Consider the following 21,376-nt stretch of genomic DNA (forward strand, 5'->3'; position numbering starts at 1 on the left):
GGTGAGAATCAATGGAATTTGAAACGGTTATTGGACTTGAAGTCCATGTTGAATTAAAAACAGACTCGAAGATCTTTTCAAGCAGTCCAAACCATTTCGGGGCGAGCCCGAATACAAATACGACGGTTATTGACCTTGGATACCCTGGCGTTTTACCAGTCGTCAATAAAAAAGCCGTGGATTATGCAATGAAAGCCTGTATGGCGCTCAATTGCGAAGTTGCAACCGAAACAAAATTTGATCGGAAGAATTATTTTTATCCAGACAATCCAAAGGCATATCAGATTTCACAGTTTGATAAACCTATTGGGGAGCATGGTTGGGTTGAAATTGAAGTGAACGGTGTGAAAAAGAAAATTGGGATTACCCGTATCCATATGGAAGAGGATGCAGGAAAACTAACACATGGAAATGGCTATTCTTTAGTGGATTATAACCGCCAAGGAACACCGCTCGTAGAGATAGTATCTGAGCCAGATATACGTTCCCCTGAAGAAGCGTATGCGTACCTTGAAAAATTAAAATCCATCATTCAATATACAGGTGTGTCGGATTGTAAAATGGAAGAAGGTTCATTAAGATGTGATGCCAACATCTCCCTTCGCCCAGTAGGTCAAGAGGAGTTTGGGACTAAGACCGAACTGAAGAATCTTAATTCATTCAACTTTGTGCGTAAAGGATTAGAATATGAAGAAAAGCGTCAAGCAGAAGTTCTTCGTGCGGGTGGAAAGATTGAACAAGAAACACGGCGCTTTGATGAGGCAACGAGCACGACTCTCCTCATGCGCGTGAAAGAGGGCTCTGATGATTATCGTTACTTCCCTGAGCCAGATTTAACAGATCTTTATATTGATGAAGAGTGGAAAGCAAGGATTCGCGCAGAGATTCCAGAGCTTCCAGATGCCCGTAAAAAACGCTATATTGAGGAACTTGGACTTCCTTCCTATGACGCCAATGTTCTTACAGTCACCAAGGAAATGTCTGACTTCTTTGAAGCGGTCGTCGCAGCTGGTGCGGAGGCGAAACAAGCCTCAAACTGGGTAATGGGGGATGTTTCGGGCTATTTAAATTCAGAAGGCAAAGAACTGCATGATGTTCCGTTAACACCTGAAGGGTTAGCTGGAATGATCAAGTTAATTGCAAACGGCACGATTTCTTCTAAGATTGCTAAGACTGTTTTTAAGGAATTGATTGAAAACGGTGGCGATGCAGAAACGATTGTTAAGGAAAAAGGTCTTGTTCAGATTTCAGATGAAGGCGAACTTACGAAAATCATCAACGAAATCATCGATGCCAATCCAAAGCCGCTAGAAGATTTTAAAGGTGGAAACGACAAGGCAAAAGGCTTCTTCGTCGGTCAAATCATGAAAGCGACGAAAGGTCAAGCAAACCCACCACTTGTAAACAAGCTATTAGTGGAAGAATTAAATAAAAGATAGTAAACACAGAAGTTGGCGATATTCGCCAACTTTTTTTATTTCATCATTTATATCGACATAAATTTCCCGGGAAAAAGGGTTAATTTCGACAATGTTGGGGTGCAAGAGAATCGGTTTAGGCGGATACCTCTAGGTCTAAGAATAACCATTTTAGAGGAGGAAATATGGATAAAGCCTAATGTTATAAGGAGGTAAACAAACGATAATGATTATCAATATCTGTAATGATTACTAAATTATAATAATTATTGTTTATTGTTTCCCCATGTGTTAATATAAATATACAAAGCTTGTAATACAGTTCGTTCACATTATTATGTAGCGAATGAATATAATAAAAAAAGAAAATTTTGAGGTAATAATCATTCTCAATTACATTCGTTAAAATGAGAATAATACTCAGAAGAGTAGGAGGAACCTTCATGCTTGCAGAAACCAAATCCCTACGCGAAACAGCAAATGTAGAAGCTGATTGGCTTGAAAAAGTTAAACCCCATCTCGAACTAGGGGCCGCGTTATTTAGTGGCTTACTAATCCTAATTGGATGGCTACTAACAAAGGCTGACCTTGCAACAGCAGCTATTGTCATATACTTAGCAGCATATGTAATCGGTGGATTTGCTAAAGCGAAGGAAGGCATTGAGGAAACGATTGCTAATAAAGAATTAAATGTTGAGATGCTAATGATTTTAGCAGCAATTGGATCGGCGATCATCGGGTATTGGACAGAAGGTGCTATCTTAATTTTTATCTTTGCGTTAAGTGGTGCGCTAGAAACCTATACCATGAACAAAAGTCATAAAGAAATTTCTGCTTTAATGAATTTACAGCCAGAAGAAGCACTTCGAGTGAATAATGGGTTAGAAGAGGTTGTACCTGTAGCCTCACTGATCGTTGGAGATAAAATTCTAGTAAAACCAGGAGAGCGTGTCCCGTCAGATGGAAAAATCATTGAAGGGCAAACAAATCTCGATGAGGCAGCAATTACAGGTGAATCCATACCTGTTAGTAAGACCTTAAATGATGAGGTGTTTGCAGGAACTGTGAATCTGCGCGGAACGATTACCTTAGAGATCACAAAGCCAAACAATGAAACCTTATTTCAAAAAATCATTACTCTTGTACAATCTGCTCAAAGTGAAAAATCCCCATCTCAACAATTCATTGAGAAATTCGAAGGGAAATATGTAAAAACGGTCTTAATTGTGGTTGTTCTTATGATGTTTCTTCCGCACTTCGCACTTGGTTGGAGTTGGCAGGAAACCTTTTACCGTGCAATGATTTTATTAGTTGTTGCCTCCCCTTGTGCCCTTGTGGCTTCGATCATGCCAGCGACATTATCCGCGATTTCAAACGGGGCCCGTCATGGGATTCTATTTAAGGGTGGAGTCCATCTTGAGAATCTCGGAAACTTAAAAGCTATTGCCTTTGATAAAACAGGGACCTTAACAAAAGGAAAGCCTGAAGTGACGGACGTAGTTTTTCGAGAAGACTTGCCTGCAGATGTATTGATTAGCCATGTAGCTTCAATTGAAAAGTTCTCGAATCATCCGCTTGCATCAGCAATTGTCAACTATGCGAATTCAAAAGGAAATGAACTCACAAAACCAGAAAATATGGAAGACATAGCAGGATACGGGGTTCAAGCTACTATTAATGGTGTTGAGTGGAAGGTAGGGAAAGCGGACTTTGTTGGACGAAAAGAGGCAGAAGAATTTCAGAATGGTGTGGCTTTAAGCCTTGCTGAACAGGGAAAAACAGTAGTGTTTGCCCGGGACGAACAGGGGATCGCAGGGGTGTTAGCCCTGAAGGATACTGTCCGTGAAGAGACGATAAAGGCGATTCAAGCGTTGAAAAGGGAAGGAATACACACCATCATGCTCACCGGTGACAGCAATAAAACAGCGACGGCGATTGCTGCTGAAAGTGGAATCGATACCTACATTGCTGAATGCCTGCCTGAAACGAAAGTAGATGAAATGAAAAAGTTAAAAGAGAAATTCGGCACCGTTGCAATGGTCGGGGATGGAATCAATGATGCACCAGCCTTAGCAACTGCATCTGTCGGAATTGCAATGGGTGAGGGCACGGATGTAGCATTAGAAACGGCTGATGTTGTGCTAATGAAAAATGATCTACCAAGAATTGCAGAAGCCGTTAAGTTATCGAAAAAAATGAACAGAATCATTAAGCAGAACATCATTTTCTCAATTGTGGTAATTACCATTTTAATTGCTTCTAACTTCATGCAATCCCTTGCTTTGCCATTAGGGGTAATTGGCCATGAGGGAAGTACAATACTGGTCATCTTGAATGGATTACGATTGTTGCGATTGTAAAAAAGTGAACGGCAGCCTTTGCTGCCGTTTTAGTTTGACCGTGGGTCTGTAAACGTTGATACATCAAGGGCATTTTAATCAAACATTTGATTAACAAGGATAATAGGATTGATATTGAAATAATAATTAGTATTGCCTCTTCTAAAGATAAATTCTGCATATACTATTTAACGGGTTCTTTATAAAGTGCTGAGTTCTGTAGGATTAAGATTCAAAATTGCTTAATAGGTAGGATTTAGGATATGATTGTATGGGTAGATTCTAATATAAATCAATTTAGGATGATGGGATATGAAGAGAGCAAGAATTATATATAATCCTACATCGGGGCGGGAAATTTTCAAAAAAAGCTTGCCGGATGTCTTAATGAAGCTCGAAGCAGCAGGCTATGAGGCTTCTTGCCATGCAACTACCGGTGCAGGTGATGCTACGAAAGCTGCTCGGATAGCGGTGGAACGGCGTTATGATTTAGTCATCGCTGCTGGAGGAGATGGAACCATCAATGAAGTGGTCAATGGGATTGCCAAACAGGAGCATCGGCCAAAAATAGGGGTCATTCCGACTGGGACAACCAATGACTTTGCACGTGCCCTACATATTCCTAGGGACATTGATACAGCTGTTGATATCATTCTAAAAGGTGATAGCATACCGGTGGATGTTGGGCGAGTGAATGATAAATACTTTATCAATATTGCTGGTGGAGGCAGGTTAACTGAGTTAACCTATGATGTTCCGATCAAATTGAAAACGATGCTGGGTCAACTAGCTTATTACTTAAAAGGAATAGAAATGCTCCCATCCATCCGAGCAACAGAAGTAACCATTGAATACGATGGGAAGCTTTATGAGGGTGAAGTTATGTTATTCCTAATAGGGTTAACCAACTCTGTTGGAGGTTTTGAAAAACTTGCCCCTAATGCTTCGATTAATGATGGGATGTTTTCGTTATTAATTTTAAAGAAGACTAACCTTGCCGATTTTATTCGGATTGCGTCTCTTGCCCTGAGAGGTGAGCACCTCAATGATTCAAAGGTGATCTATACGAAAGCCAATCGTATTCGAGTAAAATCACAAGATCGCCTTCAGCTTAATCTTGATGGAGAATATGGCGGGGACATGCCTGCAGAATTCGAAAATCTTTACCGTCATATTGAGGTATTTGTACCGCTAGATAAAATACGTCCGGAAGATCGTCCGGAATCCCTAGGGGACACTGCGAAGGAAGAATAACATCGAGCCGCTCCTATATGGTGCGGTTTTTTTATAAGACTCTTTTACAAGACCCACTTTGTTGCTTAGTGATTTAGATAACTTGGAAGCTTTGTGGGTGAAAATTGTTTACTAAACCTGTATTCTTGATAATACGAGTAAGGCGTGAAAATAATACCAAAACTAGGGAGTAAGATTGGAGGAGCCAAGTTGGACAAAAAAGCATTAATCAATATTGATTATACGTATGATTTTGTTGCCGATGATGGTGCACTGACTTGCGGGGAACCTGGTCAAGCAATCGAGGCAAGAGTAACTTCGCTAACGAAGGAATTCACAGCAAACGGCGACTACGTTGTGTTTGCCATCGATGTCCATGATGCTGGGGATGAGTACCACCCTGAAACGAAGCTTTATCCAGCGCATAACATCCGCGGGACAAAAGGCCGTGAACTATTTGGAAGCTTAAATCAAGTGTATAAAGATAGTGCCGAACTTGATCATGTGTATTATTTAGATAAAACCCGTTACTCTGCTTTTGCTGGAACAGACTTAGAAATTAAGTTACGAGAACGAGGAATCACAGAGGTACATTTAATCGGAGTCTGTACAGATATTTGCGTCTTACATACAGCTGTTGATGCTTATAATCTAGGCTTTAAAATTGTTGTTTACAAGGATGCCGTTGCTTCATTTAACATGGCCGGTCATGATTGGGCTCTAGGGCATTTTGAGAGTGCAATGGGGGCAATTGTAAAATAAACCTTCTACTGAGGGAAAGCTAAAGTTACGCGGAAAATTCGGAGGGAGTATCAATGGCAACTAAATACAGTGATGATAGTTTTTTGATCCATACAGATTTATATCAAATTAATATGATGGAGACCTATTGGCGCGATGGGGTGCATAACCGTAGAGCAGTCTTTGAGTTGTTTTTTCGGAAACTTCCATTTGGTAATGGCTATGCGGTATATGCTGGCCTTGAACGAGCGATTCAAATTTTAAAGAATTTTAAGTTCACCGAAGATGATATCGAATATTTGCGGACGGAAGGTGGCTTTCAGGAAGATTTCCTAAGTTATTTATCTAAATTGCGGTTTACAGGGAATATCCGTTCTATGAAGGAAGGCGAGGTCGTCTTTGCCGGAGAGCCATTAGTCCGAGTAGAAGCACCACTTGCTGAAGCCCAGTTAATTGAAACAGTTCTTTTAAATATTATTAACTATCAAACACTAATCGCAACAAAGGCTGCACGGATAAAAAATGTCATTTTAAACGAGTCGGCATTGGAATTTGGTTCACGCCGAGCACAAGAGTTAGATGCGGCGGTTTGGGGTACCCGCGCAGCATATATTGCTGGATTTGACGCAACTAGCAATGTACGCGCTGGAAAGTTATTTGGTATTCCCATTTCCGGTACGCATGCCCATTCAATGGTACAGGCCTACCGTGATGAATATGTGGCGTTTCGTAAGTATGCTGAAACACATAAGGATTGCGTCTTTTTAGTTGATACATATAATACGCTAATGTCAGGTGTCCCGAATGCCATTCGGGTGGCACGAGAGTTTGGCGATAAAATTAATTTTATTGGGATTCGGTTAGATAGTGGCGACCTAGCCTATTTGTCTAAGGAAGCAAGAAGAATGTTGGATGAGGCTGGTTTTCGGGATGCGAAAGTAGTTGCATCTAGTGACCTTGATGAATACACCATCATGAATTTAAAAGCTCAAGGGGCAAAAATTGATGTTTGGGGTATTGGAACAAAGCTAATCACCGCTTTTGAACAGCCGGCACTCGGCGCTGTTTATAAGGTAGTCTCAATCGAAGATGAACATGGTCAAATGAATGATACGATTAAAATCTCCTCCAATCCTGAAAAAGTAACAACTCCTGGGTTGAAAAAGGTGTATCGCATCATCAATGGAACAAATGGAATGTCTGAGGGGGATTATATCGCCCTTGAGGAAGAGAATCCTCAGGAAGAAGACCGCCTAAAGATGTTTCATCCTACCCATACGTATATAAGTAAGTTTGTCACTGACTTTGAAGCTAGAGATCTTCACCATGATATTTATGTAGATGGACAGCTTGTCTATGAGCTTCCGGAGCTGAAAGATATTAGAGAATATTCAAAGGCTTCCCTGGGTTTATTATGGGATGAATATAAACGCTCCTTGAATCCAGAGGAATACCCAGTCGACCTCAGCGTCAAGTGCTGGGATAATAAAATGCGTAATATTGAGGAAGTCAGACAGAAAGTAAAGGCGCTAAAGGAGTAAAGGCTTCTCCATAATCTGATTTAACCGGTTGATATCTTAATTGAGTAACTAGCGAAAATAAAATAAGCGGAGAATTTCCGCTTAAATGAAGAATAGAGTTCGTTTCGGTGGATATAAGCGGAGGTTTTCCGACTAAACAGATAAAAACCTCCCATTTTCACAAATTCCAAGTTAATAGTCGGAAATTCTCCGTTTATTTATGTGCTTTTTCGATGCTACCCTTAATTAGGCGGAATTTTTCCGTCTATTATAGTCAAGTTCCGAAAAGGCAAGTAGGAATAACGATAAAAGCAGGGCAAATTCCAATTAAATGTGGGTGCCCTGCTTTTTCTTTTGTGAATAGCGGTACCTTCTTCCTATGCACATCTAAGGTGAACCCATTAAATGGGGGTTATGGGACTTTCTTTTAAAAGTATAGAAACAACGATTCTAAAAACATGTTAAAATGAAACCGTACATTCCCCACAACTCATTCCTCAATAAAGAAAGGAGCCTATCATCTTGTTACAAAAAGCTCAGGAACTACTAAAAACCTACTTTGGTTACTCTTCCTTCCGGGTGGGTCAGGAACAAGCGATTTCGTCTGTATTACAAAGAAACAATACGGTTTGTGTCATGCCTACTGGAGGCGGGAAATCGATTGTTTATCAAATTCCTGCTCTGATTTTACCAGGGACCACGCTCGTCATCTCACCACTTATTTCCCTCATGAAAGATCAAGTTGATACATTAAATCAACTAGGGATTCCGGCGGCCTACATCAATAGTTCCCTTAGCCCACAAGAGGCTGCAGAAACAATCGAAGAAGCTATGCATGGCGGGTACAAGCTATTGTATGTTGCACCAGAACGACTTGAGGCATATGACTTTCAACAAATGCTTAATCACATCGAAATCCCACTTGTCGCTGTCGATGAGGCTCACTGTATTTCGCAGTGGGGTCATGATTTCCGCCCGAGCTATCTACAAATTTCCCGTTTGGTTGATAGGTTGCCTGGGAACCCAATTGTTCTTGCGTTAACCGCAACAGCAACACCGAAGGTCAGGGAGGATATTTGTCATTCCCTCCGAATTGACCAGTCTAATTCAGTTCTGACCGGATTTGAGCGAACAAACTTATCTTTTTCGGTCATCAAGGGCCAAGACCGTCTTGCTTTTTTAAAAGAATATGTAAAGAAAAACAGCAATGAAGCGGGGATTATTTACGCGGCTACAAGAAAAACCGTCGATCAGTTATATGAAGGGCTCCAAAAAGAACAGATTGATGCCGCCCGCTATCATGCTGGCATGAAGGATGTTGAACGGGCAAGTGAACAAGACCGTTTCCTTAGAGACCAAGCAGATGTAATGGTGGCCACCTCTGCCTTTGGAATGGGGATTGATAAGTCCAATATCCGGTATGTGGTTCATTTCCAAATGCCGAAAAACATGGAGAGCTATTATCAGGAAGCTGGACGTGCCGGTCGAGATGGATTGCCTAGTGAATGTACGGTCCTGTATTCCCCGCAGGATGTGCAAATTCAGCGTTTCTTAATCGATCAATCAGCTGAACAGGTGAGAATGTCACAAGAGCTTGAAAAACTGCAACAAATGGCAGATTATTGCCATACCGAGAGCTGTCTTCAAGCCTTTATTCTAGAATATTTTGGTGAAAAAGAACCACAGCCTTGTGGAAGATGTGGGAATTGCACAGACACACGTACAAGTGTCGAAGTGACGAAGGAAGCCCAAATGGTGTTAAGCTGCATCATTCGGATGGGTCAGAAGTTTGGCAAAGCGATAACGGCTGCCGTCCTAACCGGCTCGAGAAATAAAAAAGTACTAGAACTTGGGTTTGATAAGCTCTCAACATACGGAATATTAAAAGAGCAAAGTGCGAAACAGGTCACAGAGCTAATTGAATTCCTCATTTCGAAGAATTTGATTGGCGTTGAACATGGTTCCTACCCAACAATATATGTTGCTCCAGAAGGGAAGGCCGTCCTACAAGGCCAGCAGCAGGTTTTCAGGAAAGAAGCGGTCCAAATTAAACAGGTTTCAAATGATGATCCATTGTTTGAGGAGCTGCGTCAACTTAGAAAAACCGTAGCGGATACTGAACATGTTCCACCATTTGTGATTTTCTCAGATTCTGCTCTGAAGGATATGTGTGCCAGATTGCCGCAAACAGAGGAAGAGTTTTTACAGGTGAGTGGGGTCGGTCAACACAAATTAGAGAAATATGGCAAGACGTTTATACAAGCCATCTCCGAGTTTTATGAAGCTCATCCGGATAGGGAAAGGGTATTAACCTCTCCGCCAGCTGTAGCTAAACCGAAACCGGCAAAAAAAGGAGTAAATGACTCCCATCTTGAGACATATAAGCTACATCAAGAAGGTTTAACCGTTACTGAAATCGCAGCTAAACGGGAATTAGCCGTAAGTACCATGGAGAATCATATCATCCAATGTATACAAAATGGAATGGAAGTAGATTTCGCGCTTTTGGTACCGGATAGGTTCGTGCCGGAATTGGAGAATGCTGTAGCAGAGGCGGGTCGAGATCGATTAAAGCCGATTAAAGAATTGCTGCCAGATGAAGTGAGTTATTTTATGATCAAAGTCTTTTTATATCAAATGAGGAAGCAGGAAAAGGCGGTTATTGATTAAACAGCATTGTGAGCTGTTTCGCAATCCTCTCTTCAGTGTGGTAAACTCTTCCTTAGCGAATTCTTTGTAAAGGAAGATATTATGAGCAAAACATTGCCAGTTCAAAAAAATGACTATATAGATGTAGAATTTGAGGATTTAACCCATGATGGTGCAGGAGTAGCGAAGGTAGACGGATATCCAATCTTCGTCCAGGGCGGGCTTCCAGGTGAAAAGGCCAATATCAAAGTGATTAAAGTGAATAAAGGTTATGGAGTAGGCCGGATGGTTCAACTCTTGGAACGAAGCTATTTTCGAATTGATATTGCGCAGGAAGAAAAGCATAAGTTCGGCGGTTGCCAGCTTGAGCATATTAGCTACGAAGGACAAATGAAGTTCAAGGAAAACCAAGTTCGTCAGGTATTGACGCGCATCGGCAAACTCGAAAATGTTACCGTACATCCTGTGCTCGGGATGGAGCATACGTGGCAGTATCGCAATAAAGCCCAGGTCCCTGTTGGTGAAAAAGATGGCAAGCTAATCTCAGGTTTTTTTAAGCCCCGAAGCCACGAAATTGTCGATACGAAAGAAAGCTTAATACAGCTTCCAGAGGTGAATCAAGCCATTCAAGCGGTAAAGGAAATCTGTAGTGAGCTAGGTGTTAAAGCGTATAACGAAGAAACTCATAAAGGTGATCTACGTCATATTATGGCTCGTTACGGGAAGCAAACCGGTGAGTTAATGGTTGTCATCATCACTAGAACGAATGATTTCCCTAATAGAAATAGCATCGTTGAGGAAATAGTTGCACGGCTTCCAAAGGTTAAGTCGATTGTCCATAATGTCAATTCGAAGCGTACGAATGTCATTATTGGAGATAAAACGAAAGTCCTATGGGGAAGTGAAGTCATCTATGACTATATCGGTGATGTGAAATTTGCTATCTCGGCATTAAGTTTTTATCAGGTGAATCCAGATCAGACGAAGGTTCTCTACGATAAAGCTTTAGAGTATGCGGGCCTGAATGGCAATGAAACCGTCATTGATGCTTATTGTGGAATTGGGACCATCTCGTTGTTCCTAGCACAAAAGGCGAAAAAGGTGTATGGGGTTGAAATTGTCAAGGAAGCAATCGAAGATGCAACGAGAAATGCTGAGTTAAATGAGATAAGCAATGCTGAATTTGCTGTTGGGAAAGCAGAAGATATCATTCCAAAGTGGTATGACGAAGGCATCACTGCCGACGTTCTCGTAGTTGACCCTCCGCGAAAAGGGTGCGATGAAGCTTTACTTCAAACGATTGTTGAAATGAAACCAGCAAAAATCGTTTATGTAAGCTGTAATCCAGGCACCCTCGCGAGAGACCTTCGTATTCTTGAAGATGGAGGCTATGAAACGCTTGAGGTTCAGCCTGTTGATATGTTTCCTCAAACCACGCATGTAGAATGCGTAGCAAAATTAGTGTTAAAGAAGTAGGCTTTGAGTCCTATTCAGTTCATAGTAAAGGTGTTTTTATAGCTCTATACAAAAGAAGGCAACTTTCCTTTTAGGAGAGTTGCCTTCTTATGGTTCTTACGAATATTATAGTTGTTGACCGTGCCTAGGAGAATTGGTTACATAGCTGAGAGTTCGGGCATTAACGGCATCCTTATCTAATCGTTCTTCTTTTCAATTGGAACAAAGTTTAAAATGTCCTTCGTTTCAAAGCTATCCAAGAGTCGGTTTTGCCAGTCGTAATAATCGAGCCTTTCTTGTAGCTTTTTCATATCGGTAAGGGCTTGTTCACGCACAGCTTCAGTGGTGTTCGGATCATCAATAAGTTCGTTTAATTTGGATATGGATTTTTCCATGGCTGTGCTATTCATTGTAATGGCTGTTCTCCATCTGATTGTGAAGTAATCAAAAAAGACCTGGTACCAATCATCTCTGATTGAATATAAATCCTTTCTTTCCCCTTTTACCCAAACCTTTTCTACCATATTTAAATCTAGTAAGCTTCTAACTGAATTACTCATACTTGTTTTACTCATCCCGAGCTCTTCTTTCATCTCGTCAAGTGTAAGCGGTTTATCTGAAAAAAATAGGAGGCCGTATAATCGTCCAGCGGAAGGGGTGATTCCATAGAGATGCATATTTTGAGCAATGGCATCTATAACCATAGATCGTGTTTTTGCTAATCGATCATGTTCTTTCAACTTTTTCACCTCCTATTTTCTTTTGCTATCCTCAGTTTAGTTTTTAGACTACATATTAATTTAGGAAAAGTAAAGGTACCTATCTTAACGAGATAGGGAGTAAAATGGAGCATTATTAAGTAAAGTAGTTATTTATTCCGTACAGTTTTTTCTGTACGTACTATACGAACGATAATCACGGAATATGAAGTTTGTATTGAATTTAGAAAACAGTCTATAATTGAGAAAGTTAAAAGTAACAACTTAATAAAAATAAGAAGTTGGAACAAATTAAATGAGGTGAAAGTATGGAAGAGGCGCCTATTAAGATAAAGGTTAATGATGTTACCAAGATTTTTGGGAAATCATCAAAGAAGGCCTTACAGTTAATAAAAGAAGGAAAATCAAAGGAGCAAATTTTAAAGGAAACAGGTTCCACAGTTGGTGTTAACCGAGCATCCTTTGAAGTGAAAGCAGGAGAGATCTTCGTCATTATGGGTTTATCCGGTAGTGGTAAATCGACATTAGTTCGCTTGCTTAATCGTCTAATTGAACCAACAATCGGGCAGGTTGAGATTGACGGTAAAGATGTAGTGAAAATGAACAAAGAAGAATTAAGGGAAGTTAGAAGAAAGAAAATGAGTATGGTCTTTCAAAAGTTTGCCCTATTTCCCCATAGGACGGTGCTTGAGAACACTGAGTATGGTTTAGAAATCCAGGGTGTTGAAAAGACTGATCGAGGTAAAAAAGCATTAGAGGCACTAGAATTAGTAGGACTTAAGGGTTATGAAAACCAATATCCTAGTCAACTAAGTGGTGGGATGCAGCAACGTGTAGGACTAGCGAGAGCACTGGCAAATGATCCTGATGTTCTTTTAATGGATGAGGCTTTTAGCGCATTGGATCCATTAATTCGGAAAGATATGCAGGATGAGTTGCTAGAGTTACAATCCAATATGGAGAAGACGATTGTTTTTATCACCCATGACTTAGACGAAGCCCTTCGTATTGGTGACAGAATTGCCTTGATGAAAGATGGTAATATCGTTCAAATTGGTACACCAGAAGAAATATTAATGAATCCATCAAATGAATATGTTGAGAGATTCGTAGAGGACGTAGATCTTTCTAAGGTATTAACAGCTGGACATGTTATGAAGCGTGCTGAGACCGTTCAAGTAGATAAGGGTCCACGTGTGGCACTAAAACTAATGAAGAATTTAGGGATTTCATCCATTTATGTGGTGGATAAACAGCAAAAGCTATTGGGTGCGATTACTGCAAAGGATGCTTCAAAGGCTGCTGAAGGAAATCAATCCATCGATGGATTCCTAGATAAGGAAATTACGGCGGTTGGGACGGACACTCTATTAATTGATTTGTTTGAAAAAGTATCTTCTGCCAGCATTCCTGTTGCGGTAACAGATGAAAAAAATCGGTTAAAAGGAATTTTAATTAAAGGTGCTGTAATCGGGGCTCTTACGGGTAACGAGCAATATATAAATGAAGTTGCCGAGCCTGAGGCAGCAGTAGCTAAGGAGGTAATGTAAGATGGAGGGAATGTTACCGAAGCTTCCTTTAGCAAGTTGGATTGATAGTTTGGTTGATTGGATGACCGCGACTTTTGAAGGGTTATTTGATGGTATATCTAATGGGGTCGGATCTTTTGTTGAAGGAATCGTTACTGGTTTAGGTTTTGTACCTTCTATTATATTAATCATTCTTATGAGCTTACTAGCTTGGAAGGTTTGTAATTGGAGAATTGGTTTATTTGCCTTATTAGGGTTATTTCTTATTGATAACTTAGGTTACTGGGAAGAAATGTTAGAAACACTCTCACTAGTATTAACGGCGGTATTGATTTCCATCGTGATTGGTATTCCTGTTGGTATTTGGGCATCACAGAGTGAACGTGTAAGAAAAGTCGTTATTCCGATTCTGGATTTAATGCAAACAATGCCTGCTTTTGTTTACTTACTACCAGCAATCTTTTTCTTCAGTATCGGAGTGGTTCCAGGGGTTATTGCATCCGTTATTTTTGCAATGCCACCAACCATTCGCTTAACGATTCTTGGAATTAAGCAGGTCCCAGCAGACTTGATTGAGGCAACAGAAGCATTTGGGTCGACAACGAAACAAAGGCTGATAAAAGTGCAACTACCACTTGCGATGCCAACGATTATGGCGGGAATTAACCAAAGCATCATGCTTGCTTTATCGATGGTGGTTATTGCTTCCATGGTTGGGGCTCCTGGACTTGGTACAGAGGTTTATCGTGCCGTTACACAAATTAAAACGGGTGTCGGGTTTGAGGCTGGTTTAGCAATCGTCGTTATTGCGATTTTACTAGACCGCATCACTCAAAATATAGGCAAGAAAAAACAAGGGGGAACAGTTTAATGTTTAAAAAATTAGTAGGAATTACATCTGCATTAACACTTACGTTAGGTTTAGCCGCATGTGGAGGAACTGAAACGTCATCAGACTCAGAAGGTGCAACTAAATCAGTAGGAGAACAGGTTGACTATAAAATTATTGGAATTGATCCAGGTGCTGGAATAATGAATTTAACGATTAACGATGTTCTACCAGGATATGAATTAGATGAATGGGAAGTAGTAGAGGGGTCAGGCTCTGCGATGGCAGCTGCTCTGAAAAAGGCATATGATAAAGAGGAGCCAATTATTGTAACAGGTTGGAGCCCACACTGGAAATTTGCTAGCTATGACCTTAAATATCTAGAGGATCCAAAAGGAATTTATGGTGGAGCTGAAGATGTTAACACGATTGTACGTCAAGGTTTAAAAGAAGATCATCCTGATGCTTATAAGCTTCTTGATCAATTTCAATGGGAGCCAGAACATATCGAAACAGTGATGAACTTAATTCAAGAAGGTAGTGAACCAGCAGAGGCAGCAGCACAATGGGCTAGCGAAAATGAAGAGTTAGTTAGCACTTGGACTGAAGGCGTTAACGAGGTTGACGGCGAAGAGTTAACTCTTCTTTATGTAGCATGGGATGACGTTATTGCAAGCTCACATGTCGCTGAAAATGCTTTGGAAAGTGTTGGTTACGATGTGAAATTAGTGCAGGTTGATGCAGGTCCAATGTGGGCTGGTGTGGCAGATGGAAGTGGTGATGCATTGGTAGGCGCATGGTTACCAACAACACATGCTGACTACTATGCTGAATACGAAGGAAAGTTTGAAGACCTAGGTGCAAACCTTACAGGAACTAAGCTAGGCTTAGTCGTACCAGCATACATGGATGTTGACTCAATTGAAGATCTAAAATAAATAAATAACTACCGAAAAGATAGCTAGCACCATTAATAGCTATCTTTTCTTTTTATTTTGGCTCTTTTCTCAAACTTTGTTGCTTTTTAAGCTGAATACTAAGTTCTGGGTTGTCTGTATAATAGAAAACAGACACTAATTATAAGAAAAGAGCTTGCAAATTTACTTTCCGATGTACAAAATAGCTTCTCGTACGTTAAAATCGGCCTTAGGATTTTAACAACAATCTGTAAAAAACAGCCTTATTTTTATTAAACAGTATAATATGGGATAATATACATATGAAACTAGACTCCGGAACTGTTAAATACATTTAAACCCTTCCAAGTGTTTATGTTGCCTGGAAAGACAGTGTCTATAATTTAAATAAAGGGTGAGTGAAAGTACATTTTTGATTTTACATATCTGTTGATTGGAGCGGAAGGCACCGACTCCTCGAAAATGAACTGCACATTTTCTCGTGCGTGGGTAAATTCACAGAAGACTTGCAGTGTCCTGCGGGAGTACGGGGCTGGGGAGACCCCACAGGCGCTTTAGCGCCGAGGAGGCTCCCCGGCACGCCCGCGGAAAGCGAGTGCCTGGAGTGGAAATCAACAACTACGTTTAACGCAGCCAAAATAAAAGAATACATAAAAAAACAACAAAAGTTATTAGGGAGGATATAACCAGAAATGATTAATAATGATATATTAATTCGACTAAGATACGCTCTAGATATAAAAAATACAGATATGGTAGAAATTTTTAAACTTGGTGGCATTAAGGTTACAAAAGACGAAGTACTAAAAATGCTGACAAAACCAAAGGAAGATTACGATGATGATTTTGACTATGAAATAGAAGATGATGAAAGTATGAAACTAAATAACGGTACGTTAGAGTCCTTCTTAAATGGCTTAATTACATTTAAAAGAGGGAAACAAGAGCCCAAACCTGGGCAGCCAGAGACGCCAGCCCTATCAAATGAGAGTGTGAATAATATTCTCCTGAAAAAAGTAAAAATTGCCCTGGCGTTAACGAATGAGGATATGATTGATATCTTAGCAAAGGCAGGAGTTACAGTTACAAAAGGGGAAATAGGAGCAATTTTAAGGAAAAAGGGACATAAAAATTATAAAGAGTGTGGCGATAAATACGCGAGGAATTTCTTAAAAGGTTTAGCGGTAAAATATAGAGGATAAAGGGTAGTTCGAGACCAATTACCAAACAGTTCGATTTTGTATTTTTATTTGAAATCCTAGGAAAAAAAGGAGCTAAAATGACGAAGCAAACTGAAACTTTAGAAGCTGGATGGAACTTTGACAATAGTTATACGCGTCTGCCTAAATCATTTTATTCTAGCACGAACCCAACGCCTGTAAGAGAACCGAAGTTGATTAAACTTAATCACCAATTGGGAGAATCTTTAGGATTAAACGTGGATGCATTACAAGGAGAAGAGGGACTGTCAGTGTTTGCTGGTAACAAGATACCCGGTGGTGCTTCTCCACTTGCCCAAGCTTATGCTGGGCATCAGTTCGGTCATTTTAACATGTTAGGTGATGGTCGGGCTGTGCTGCTTGGCGAGCAGATTACACCCGAAGATGAGCGGTTTGATATTCAACTCAAGGGGTCAGGAAGAACGCCATATTCCCGTGGGGGAGACGGTCGAGCAACGCTAGGACCGATGTTACGAGAATACATTATCAGTGAAGCCATGTATGCACTTGGGATCCCAACTACCCGTAGTCTAGCGGTCGTATCAACCGGTGAGACAGTCATCCGCGAAACGAATCTTCCTGGAGCGATTCTCACCCGTGTGGCTGCCAGTCACCTACGTGTTGGTACTTTTCAATATGCGGCTGGAAAGGGAGATGTAGAGGAATTAAAAGCTCTTGCTGATTATACAATCAAGCGTCATTTCCCATATATTGAAGCGGATGGTAACAAGTATCTATCCCTACTCAAGGAAGTGATGAAGCGTCAAGCTGAGCTGATTGCAAAATGGCAATTGGTGGGCTTTATTCACGGGGTTATGAACACGGACAACGTGGCGATAAGCGGTGAAACAATCGATTATGGTCCGTGCGCTTTCATGGATATCTACCATCCGGCAACCGTATTTAGTTCAATCGATAGAGAAGGTCGGTATGCCTATGGAAATCAACCAGGGATTAGTGGTTGGAATCTAGCGCGATTTGCAGAATCCCTTTTGCCACTCCTACATGAAGATGAAGAGCAGGCAATTCACTTGGCCCAAGAAGAAATTTCAGGTTATATGGATATGTATCATTCGAATTGGATTGCTGGTATGAGAGCAAAACTAGGTATATTTAATGAAGAAAACGAAGATGAATCCCTATTTAAAGACCTTCTTTCTTTGATGGAAAAGCATCGTGCAGACTATACCAATACATTTCGTGCACTTACTTTTGAAAACCATAAGGATCTGGTGTTGTTTAGTACTCCTGAATTTGAACAATGGTATAAGAAGTATAGTGCTAGACTTGAGCGACAGCAGGAATCAAAGGAATCATCAATTGAGTTGATGAGGAAATCTAATCCGGGCGTCATCCCTCGAAATCACCGGGTTGAAGAAGCGCTTGAAGCAGCGGTGGAACAAGGGGATTACAGCGTAATGGAGCGACTTCTTGCTGTACTTGCAAGTCCCTATGAGCATTCACCTGAACAAGCTGAGTACTGCACACTTCCTGAGCCATCGACTCGTCCGTATCGAACATTCTGCGGGACTTAATAAAGCGGGAATGGTACGAATAATATTGGAACGAACTATGGCTTTATGTACCAAGCATACGGTTTATCCGCTTTTGTCGCCTGATTGTCGTGAAAGCTCTACCTTTTAGCCAATCCTTTTTGCTATCAGGTTTTATCTGTATGTTGGCCATTGTAATGGCCAAATTAGTAGAGGCACCAAAGAAATCACCTGCTAATAGGTTATTGGAAAGTAAAGCTTAATTTAACAGTCTTGATAGAGTATAAAATCGGAATCTCGGTTTTATGCTCTTTTTTATTGGCTGTTTGTTCTTTTACGCATAATACTCCCCTTTCATAGCGTTTTTAACTTTTTTAATTTCATATCATGGTTAAACGCTTTCAATTTGCGCATTGTCGGTTCATCGATAATACTATAGAATCATAGTAGATACATAATGGGGTGAGCACGATTGAATTATAAACGAATTAAACCACGTAAAATATATGAAGAAGTCGCTGAGGCAATCTTAGATATGATTAAATCAGGAGATTTAAAGCCCGGAGATCGACTGGATTCTGTGCAGCAGCTTGCGGAGAATTTTCAGGTTGGCCGCTCTGCAGTAAGGGAAGCCTTGAGCGCCTTAAGAGCAATGGGACTTGTAGAAATGCATCAGGGAGAAGGGACGTATGTCCGGGAATTTGATTCTAGTATGTTATCGCTCCCTGTAAATACAGCCGTTTTAATGAAAAAGGATGATGTCAGGAACCTTCTAGAGATTCGCCGAATTTTGGAAATTGGGGCTGTTGAAGCTGCTGCAGCAAGGTGGAAAGACGAGCAGCTTGTCGAAATTAGATCAGCCCTCGATCAAATGATTCACGCAAATGATGAGGAATTGGGAGAAGAAGCCGATTTCCGTTTCCATATGGCGATTGCAAAAGCTTCTCAAAATGAACTATTAATTAGTTTGATGAACAATGTATCAGAAATGATGGTTACGACAATGAGGGAAACGAGGAGACTTTGGCTTTATTCAGAAAAGTCTACATTAGGGCGGTTAACACAGGAGCATGAAGATATTTATGAGGCAATCGAGCTAAGAGACGGACAGAAAGCGCAACGATTAATGCTTGAGCATCTTCAAAGTGTGGAAGAAGTTTTAATGAGATACTTTAAAGATATAGAAGGATAACGTAGGGTCTAATTGTTTAGCAATCATTGCTAGACAATTGGACCCTTTTTTTAAAATATTATAAAAATAGTCTTGTAGTGTGAAAGCGTTTTAATTATAATGATATTGTTTAAAGGGATAAGTCATCGGATGACCTGCTAACGCGATTAGCGACTGAGCAAATGGGATTGGGAACTTTCATCTAGAGGGGGAAGAGAATTTGAGTATTGGAACATTGGCTTTATTAGCCACCTTACCTATCGTATCTGTGTTTCTATTTTTAGTTATTTTAAGATGGCCGGCAAAGCGCGCTATGCCTGTAGCATTGGTTGTAACCGTTTTAATGGCGATGTTTATCTGGGAAGTACCAGGTAATCAGATCGCTGCTGCAAGCGTAAAAGGATTAGTGACCGCGCTTGAAGTAGGAGTCATCGTATTTGGGGCGATTTTATTATTAAACACTCTTAAAGAAAGTGGAGCGATTTTCACGATTCGCAAAGGGTTTACAAGTATTTCTCCTGACCGACGTGTTCAAACGATTATTGTTTGTTGGTTATTTGGATCGTTTCTAGAAGGGGCTGCTGGTTGGGGAGCGCCTGCTACAATTGTGGGACCGCTATTAGTTGCGATCGGGTTCCCTGCAATGGGAGCGGTTATGGTTGCTTTGATTTTACAATCTACACCGGTTTCTTATGGGGCGGTAGGAACGCCTATTCTAATCGGAGTAAATTCTGGGTTAAAGGACTCACCATTGGTTGAAAGCTATATCGCTGAGCAAGGCATCACTTTCGATGCCTACATAAATGCAATTGGAGGCCAAGTTGCTCTAATTCATGGCGTTATCGGCATATTTATTCCGTTATTTATGGTTACAATGCTTACATACTTCTTTGGTAAAAATAAATCGATTGCAGAAGGATTGGCAATCTGGAAGTTTGCAATTTTCGCAGGTTTGGCTTTCACCGTTCCGTATGCGTTGGTAGCAAATCTTCTTGGACCAGAATTTCCATCCTTGGTTGGCGGTCTAATCGGCTTAGCCATTGTCGTACCGGCAGCGAAAAAGGGATTGTTTATCCCTAAGAAAACATGGGATTTTGAAGAATCCTCGAAGTGGGATCCAGCATGGACAGGTTCTCTGAAAGTTGACGAGTCTGAAAAGCCAAAGAAAAAGATTTCATTCATGGCTGCATGGTTACCATATTTGCTAGTGGCTGTTTTATTGGTGTTAACCCGTTTAAAAACGTTGCCATTTGCAGGTTGGATTCAGTCCTGGGTAGTCAAGTTTGAAACCCTGTTTGGAACAGCGATTACAGTTGAATCGAAACCATTAAATATACCAGGTGTCATTTTCATCCTCGTTTCTCTTTTATCCATCTTCATTTTTAAGATGAATATGAAAGAGTATGGACGTGCTGTGAAAGATTCATTTAAAACGATTTTAAGTGCAATGGCTGCCTTAATCTTTGCGGTACCGATGGTTCAAGTGTTTATTAACTCAGGAATCAACGCTGCGGATTATGCAAGCATGCCACTTGCGTTGGCTGAAGGGATATCCAATATTTTTGGTAGCTACTGGCCGTTAGCGGCTCCTACCATTGGTGCCATTGGTGCATTTGCGGCGGGAAGCAACACAGTTAGTAATATGATGTTCTCACTATTCCAATTTGGTGTAGCGGATAATATTCTAGCAACTCCGGCTACGATTGTTGCCCTTCAGGCTGTAGGTGGTGCAGCAGGAAATATGATCTGTGTACACAATGTTGTTGCTGCTTCATCTTCTGCTGGCTTGATTGGCAAAGAAGGAAATCTAATAAGGAAGACTTTAATTCCGATGACGTTTTATGTCATTTTTGCCGGTGGTATCGGGTACGTTGCCATCCATGGATTTGGCTTAAATATCGGAACCTTTATACTAGCTGTTGTTGCGGGCTTTATACTCACGCTCCTCGTTAAGGGACAAAAGCAAAACAGAATAGAAGTTGAGCAATTAAAGAAATCAGCATAATTGAAAAGTAGGCAGGCTCCCATATGGGGGCTTGCTGAGTTTATGTGTAAGTCATCAGATGACCTGTTGACTAGGTTGGTATAAAGATTTACACTGTAACTATCATCTCAGTGAGTGAATAATCGAAAACATAAAAAT

General features: G+C 40.7%; 15 protein-coding genes. 14 read left to right on the forward strand and 1 reads right to left on the reverse strand.

Annotated features, from left to right (window positions below):
• The first annotated feature begins 11 nt into the window (after positions 1 to 11).
• The 7 genes from gatB to rlmD all read left to right on the forward strand — a co-directional run bounded on the left by gatB (position 12) and on the right by rlmD (position 11,376).
• On the forward strand, positions 12 to 1,439 hold the full coding sequence (gene gatB / locus BMX30_RS10985) for an Asp-tRNA(Asn)/Glu-tRNA(Gln) amidotransferase subunit GatB (RefSeq protein WP_090745070.1): 1,428 nt from the start codon (positions 12 to 14) through the stop codon (positions 1,437 to 1,439).
• Between the two features lie 422 nt (positions 1,440 to 1,861).
• Positions 1,862 to 3,778: a heavy metal translocating P-type ATPase gene (locus BMX30_RS10990; protein WP_090745073.1), complete on the forward strand. Its 1,917-nt coding sequence runs from the start codon at positions 1,862 to 1,864 to the stop codon at positions 3,776 to 3,778.
• Positions 3,779 to 4,069: 291 nt separating this feature from the next.
• Positions 4,070 to 5,011: a diacylglycerol kinase gene (locus BMX30_RS10995; RefSeq protein WP_090745076.1), complete on the forward strand. Its 942-nt coding sequence runs from the start codon at positions 4,070 to 4,072 to the stop codon at positions 5,009 to 5,011.
• Positions 5,012 to 5,200: 189 nt separating this feature from the next.
• Positions 5,201 to 5,752, forward strand: a complete 552-nt coding sequence (locus tag BMX30_RS11000; RefSeq protein WP_090745079.1) for a cysteine hydrolase family protein — start codon at positions 5,201 to 5,203, stop codon at positions 5,750 to 5,752.
• A gap of 53 nt (positions 5,753 to 5,805) precedes the next feature.
• A complete protein-coding gene (locus BMX30_RS11005) occupies positions 5,806 to 7,272 on the forward strand; it encodes a nicotinate phosphoribosyltransferase (protein ID WP_090745082.1) in 1,467 nt (488 codons plus the stop codon).
• A gap of 501 nt (positions 7,273 to 7,773) precedes the next feature.
• The gene (recQ, locus tag BMX30_RS11010; RefSeq protein WP_090745084.1) at positions 7,774 to 9,921 is read left to right on the forward strand and encodes a DNA helicase RecQ; all 2,148 of its coding nucleotides are present in this window, start codon (positions 7,774 to 7,776) and stop codon (positions 9,919 to 9,921) included.
• 81 nt (positions 9,922 to 10,002) lie between these two features.
• Positions 10,003 to 11,376, forward strand: a complete 1,374-nt coding sequence (gene rlmD, locus BMX30_RS11015; RefSeq protein WP_090745087.1) for a 23S rRNA (uracil(1939)-C(5))-methyltransferase RlmD — start codon at positions 10,003 to 10,005, stop codon at positions 11,374 to 11,376.
• A 176-nt stretch (positions 11,377 to 11,552) separates the two neighbouring features.
• Here the strand turns inward: rlmD and BMX30_RS11020 are convergent, their stop codons facing one another.
• On the reverse strand, positions 11,553 to 12,104 hold the full coding sequence (locus tag BMX30_RS11020) for a GbsR/MarR family transcriptional regulator (protein ID WP_425283756.1): 552 nt from the start codon (positions 12,102 to 12,104) through the stop codon (positions 11,553 to 11,555).
• Between the two features lie 278 nt (positions 12,105 to 12,382).
• Here BMX30_RS11020 and proV point away from each other — a divergent pair, with 278 nt between their 5' ends.
• The 7 genes from proV to BMX30_RS11055 all read left to right on the forward strand — a co-directional run bounded on the left by proV (position 12,383) and on the right by BMX30_RS11055 (position 21,238).
• Complete coding sequence (proV, locus tag BMX30_RS11025) at positions 12,383 to 13,624, forward strand: glycine betaine/L-proline ABC transporter ATP-binding protein ProV (RefSeq protein WP_090745089.1); 1,242 nt, start codon at positions 12,383 to 12,385, stop codon at positions 13,622 to 13,624.
• Between the two features lies 1 nt (position 13,625).
• On the forward strand, positions 13,626 to 14,474 hold the full coding sequence (locus BMX30_RS11030) for an ABC transporter permease (protein WP_090745092.1): 849 nt from the start codon (positions 13,626 to 13,628) through the stop codon (positions 14,472 to 14,474).
• Positions 14,474 to 15,370, forward strand: coding sequence for a glycine betaine ABC transporter substrate-binding protein (locus tag BMX30_RS11035; protein ID WP_090745095.1), 897 nt, complete (start codon positions 14,474 to 14,476; stop codon positions 15,368 to 15,370). Before BMX30_RS11030 ends, BMX30_RS11035 begins: the two co-directional genes overlap by 1 nt.
• A gap of 671 nt (positions 15,371 to 16,041) precedes the next feature.
• The gene (locus BMX30_RS11040) at positions 16,042 to 16,551 is read left to right on the forward strand and encodes a YehS family protein (RefSeq protein WP_090745098.1); all 510 of its coding nucleotides are present in this window, start codon (positions 16,042 to 16,044) and stop codon (positions 16,549 to 16,551) included.
• A 77-nt stretch (positions 16,552 to 16,628) separates the two neighbouring features.
• Positions 16,629 to 18,104, forward strand: coding sequence for a protein adenylyltransferase SelO (locus BMX30_RS11045; RefSeq protein WP_090745101.1), 1,476 nt, complete (start codon positions 16,629 to 16,631; stop codon positions 18,102 to 18,104).
• Positions 18,105 to 18,534: 430 nt separating this feature from the next.
• Positions 18,535 to 19,254 carry a FadR/GntR family transcriptional regulator gene (locus BMX30_RS11050; RefSeq protein ID WP_090745103.1) on the forward strand — a complete coding sequence of 240 codons (720 nt, stop codon included), beginning with the start codon at positions 18,535 to 18,537 and terminating at the stop codon, positions 19,252 to 19,254.
• Positions 19,255 to 19,453: 199 nt separating this feature from the next.
• Positions 19,454 to 21,238, forward strand: coding sequence for an L-lactate permease (locus tag BMX30_RS11055; RefSeq protein ID WP_090745105.1), 1,785 nt, complete (start codon positions 19,454 to 19,456; stop codon positions 21,236 to 21,238).
• The last annotated feature ends 138 nt before the right edge of the window (positions 21,239 to 21,376 follow it).

This window comes from Mesobacillus persicus, from assembly GCF_900109925.1.
Lineage (GTDB): Bacteria > Bacillota > Bacilli > Bacillales > Cytobacillaceae > Mesobacillus_B > Mesobacillus_B persicus.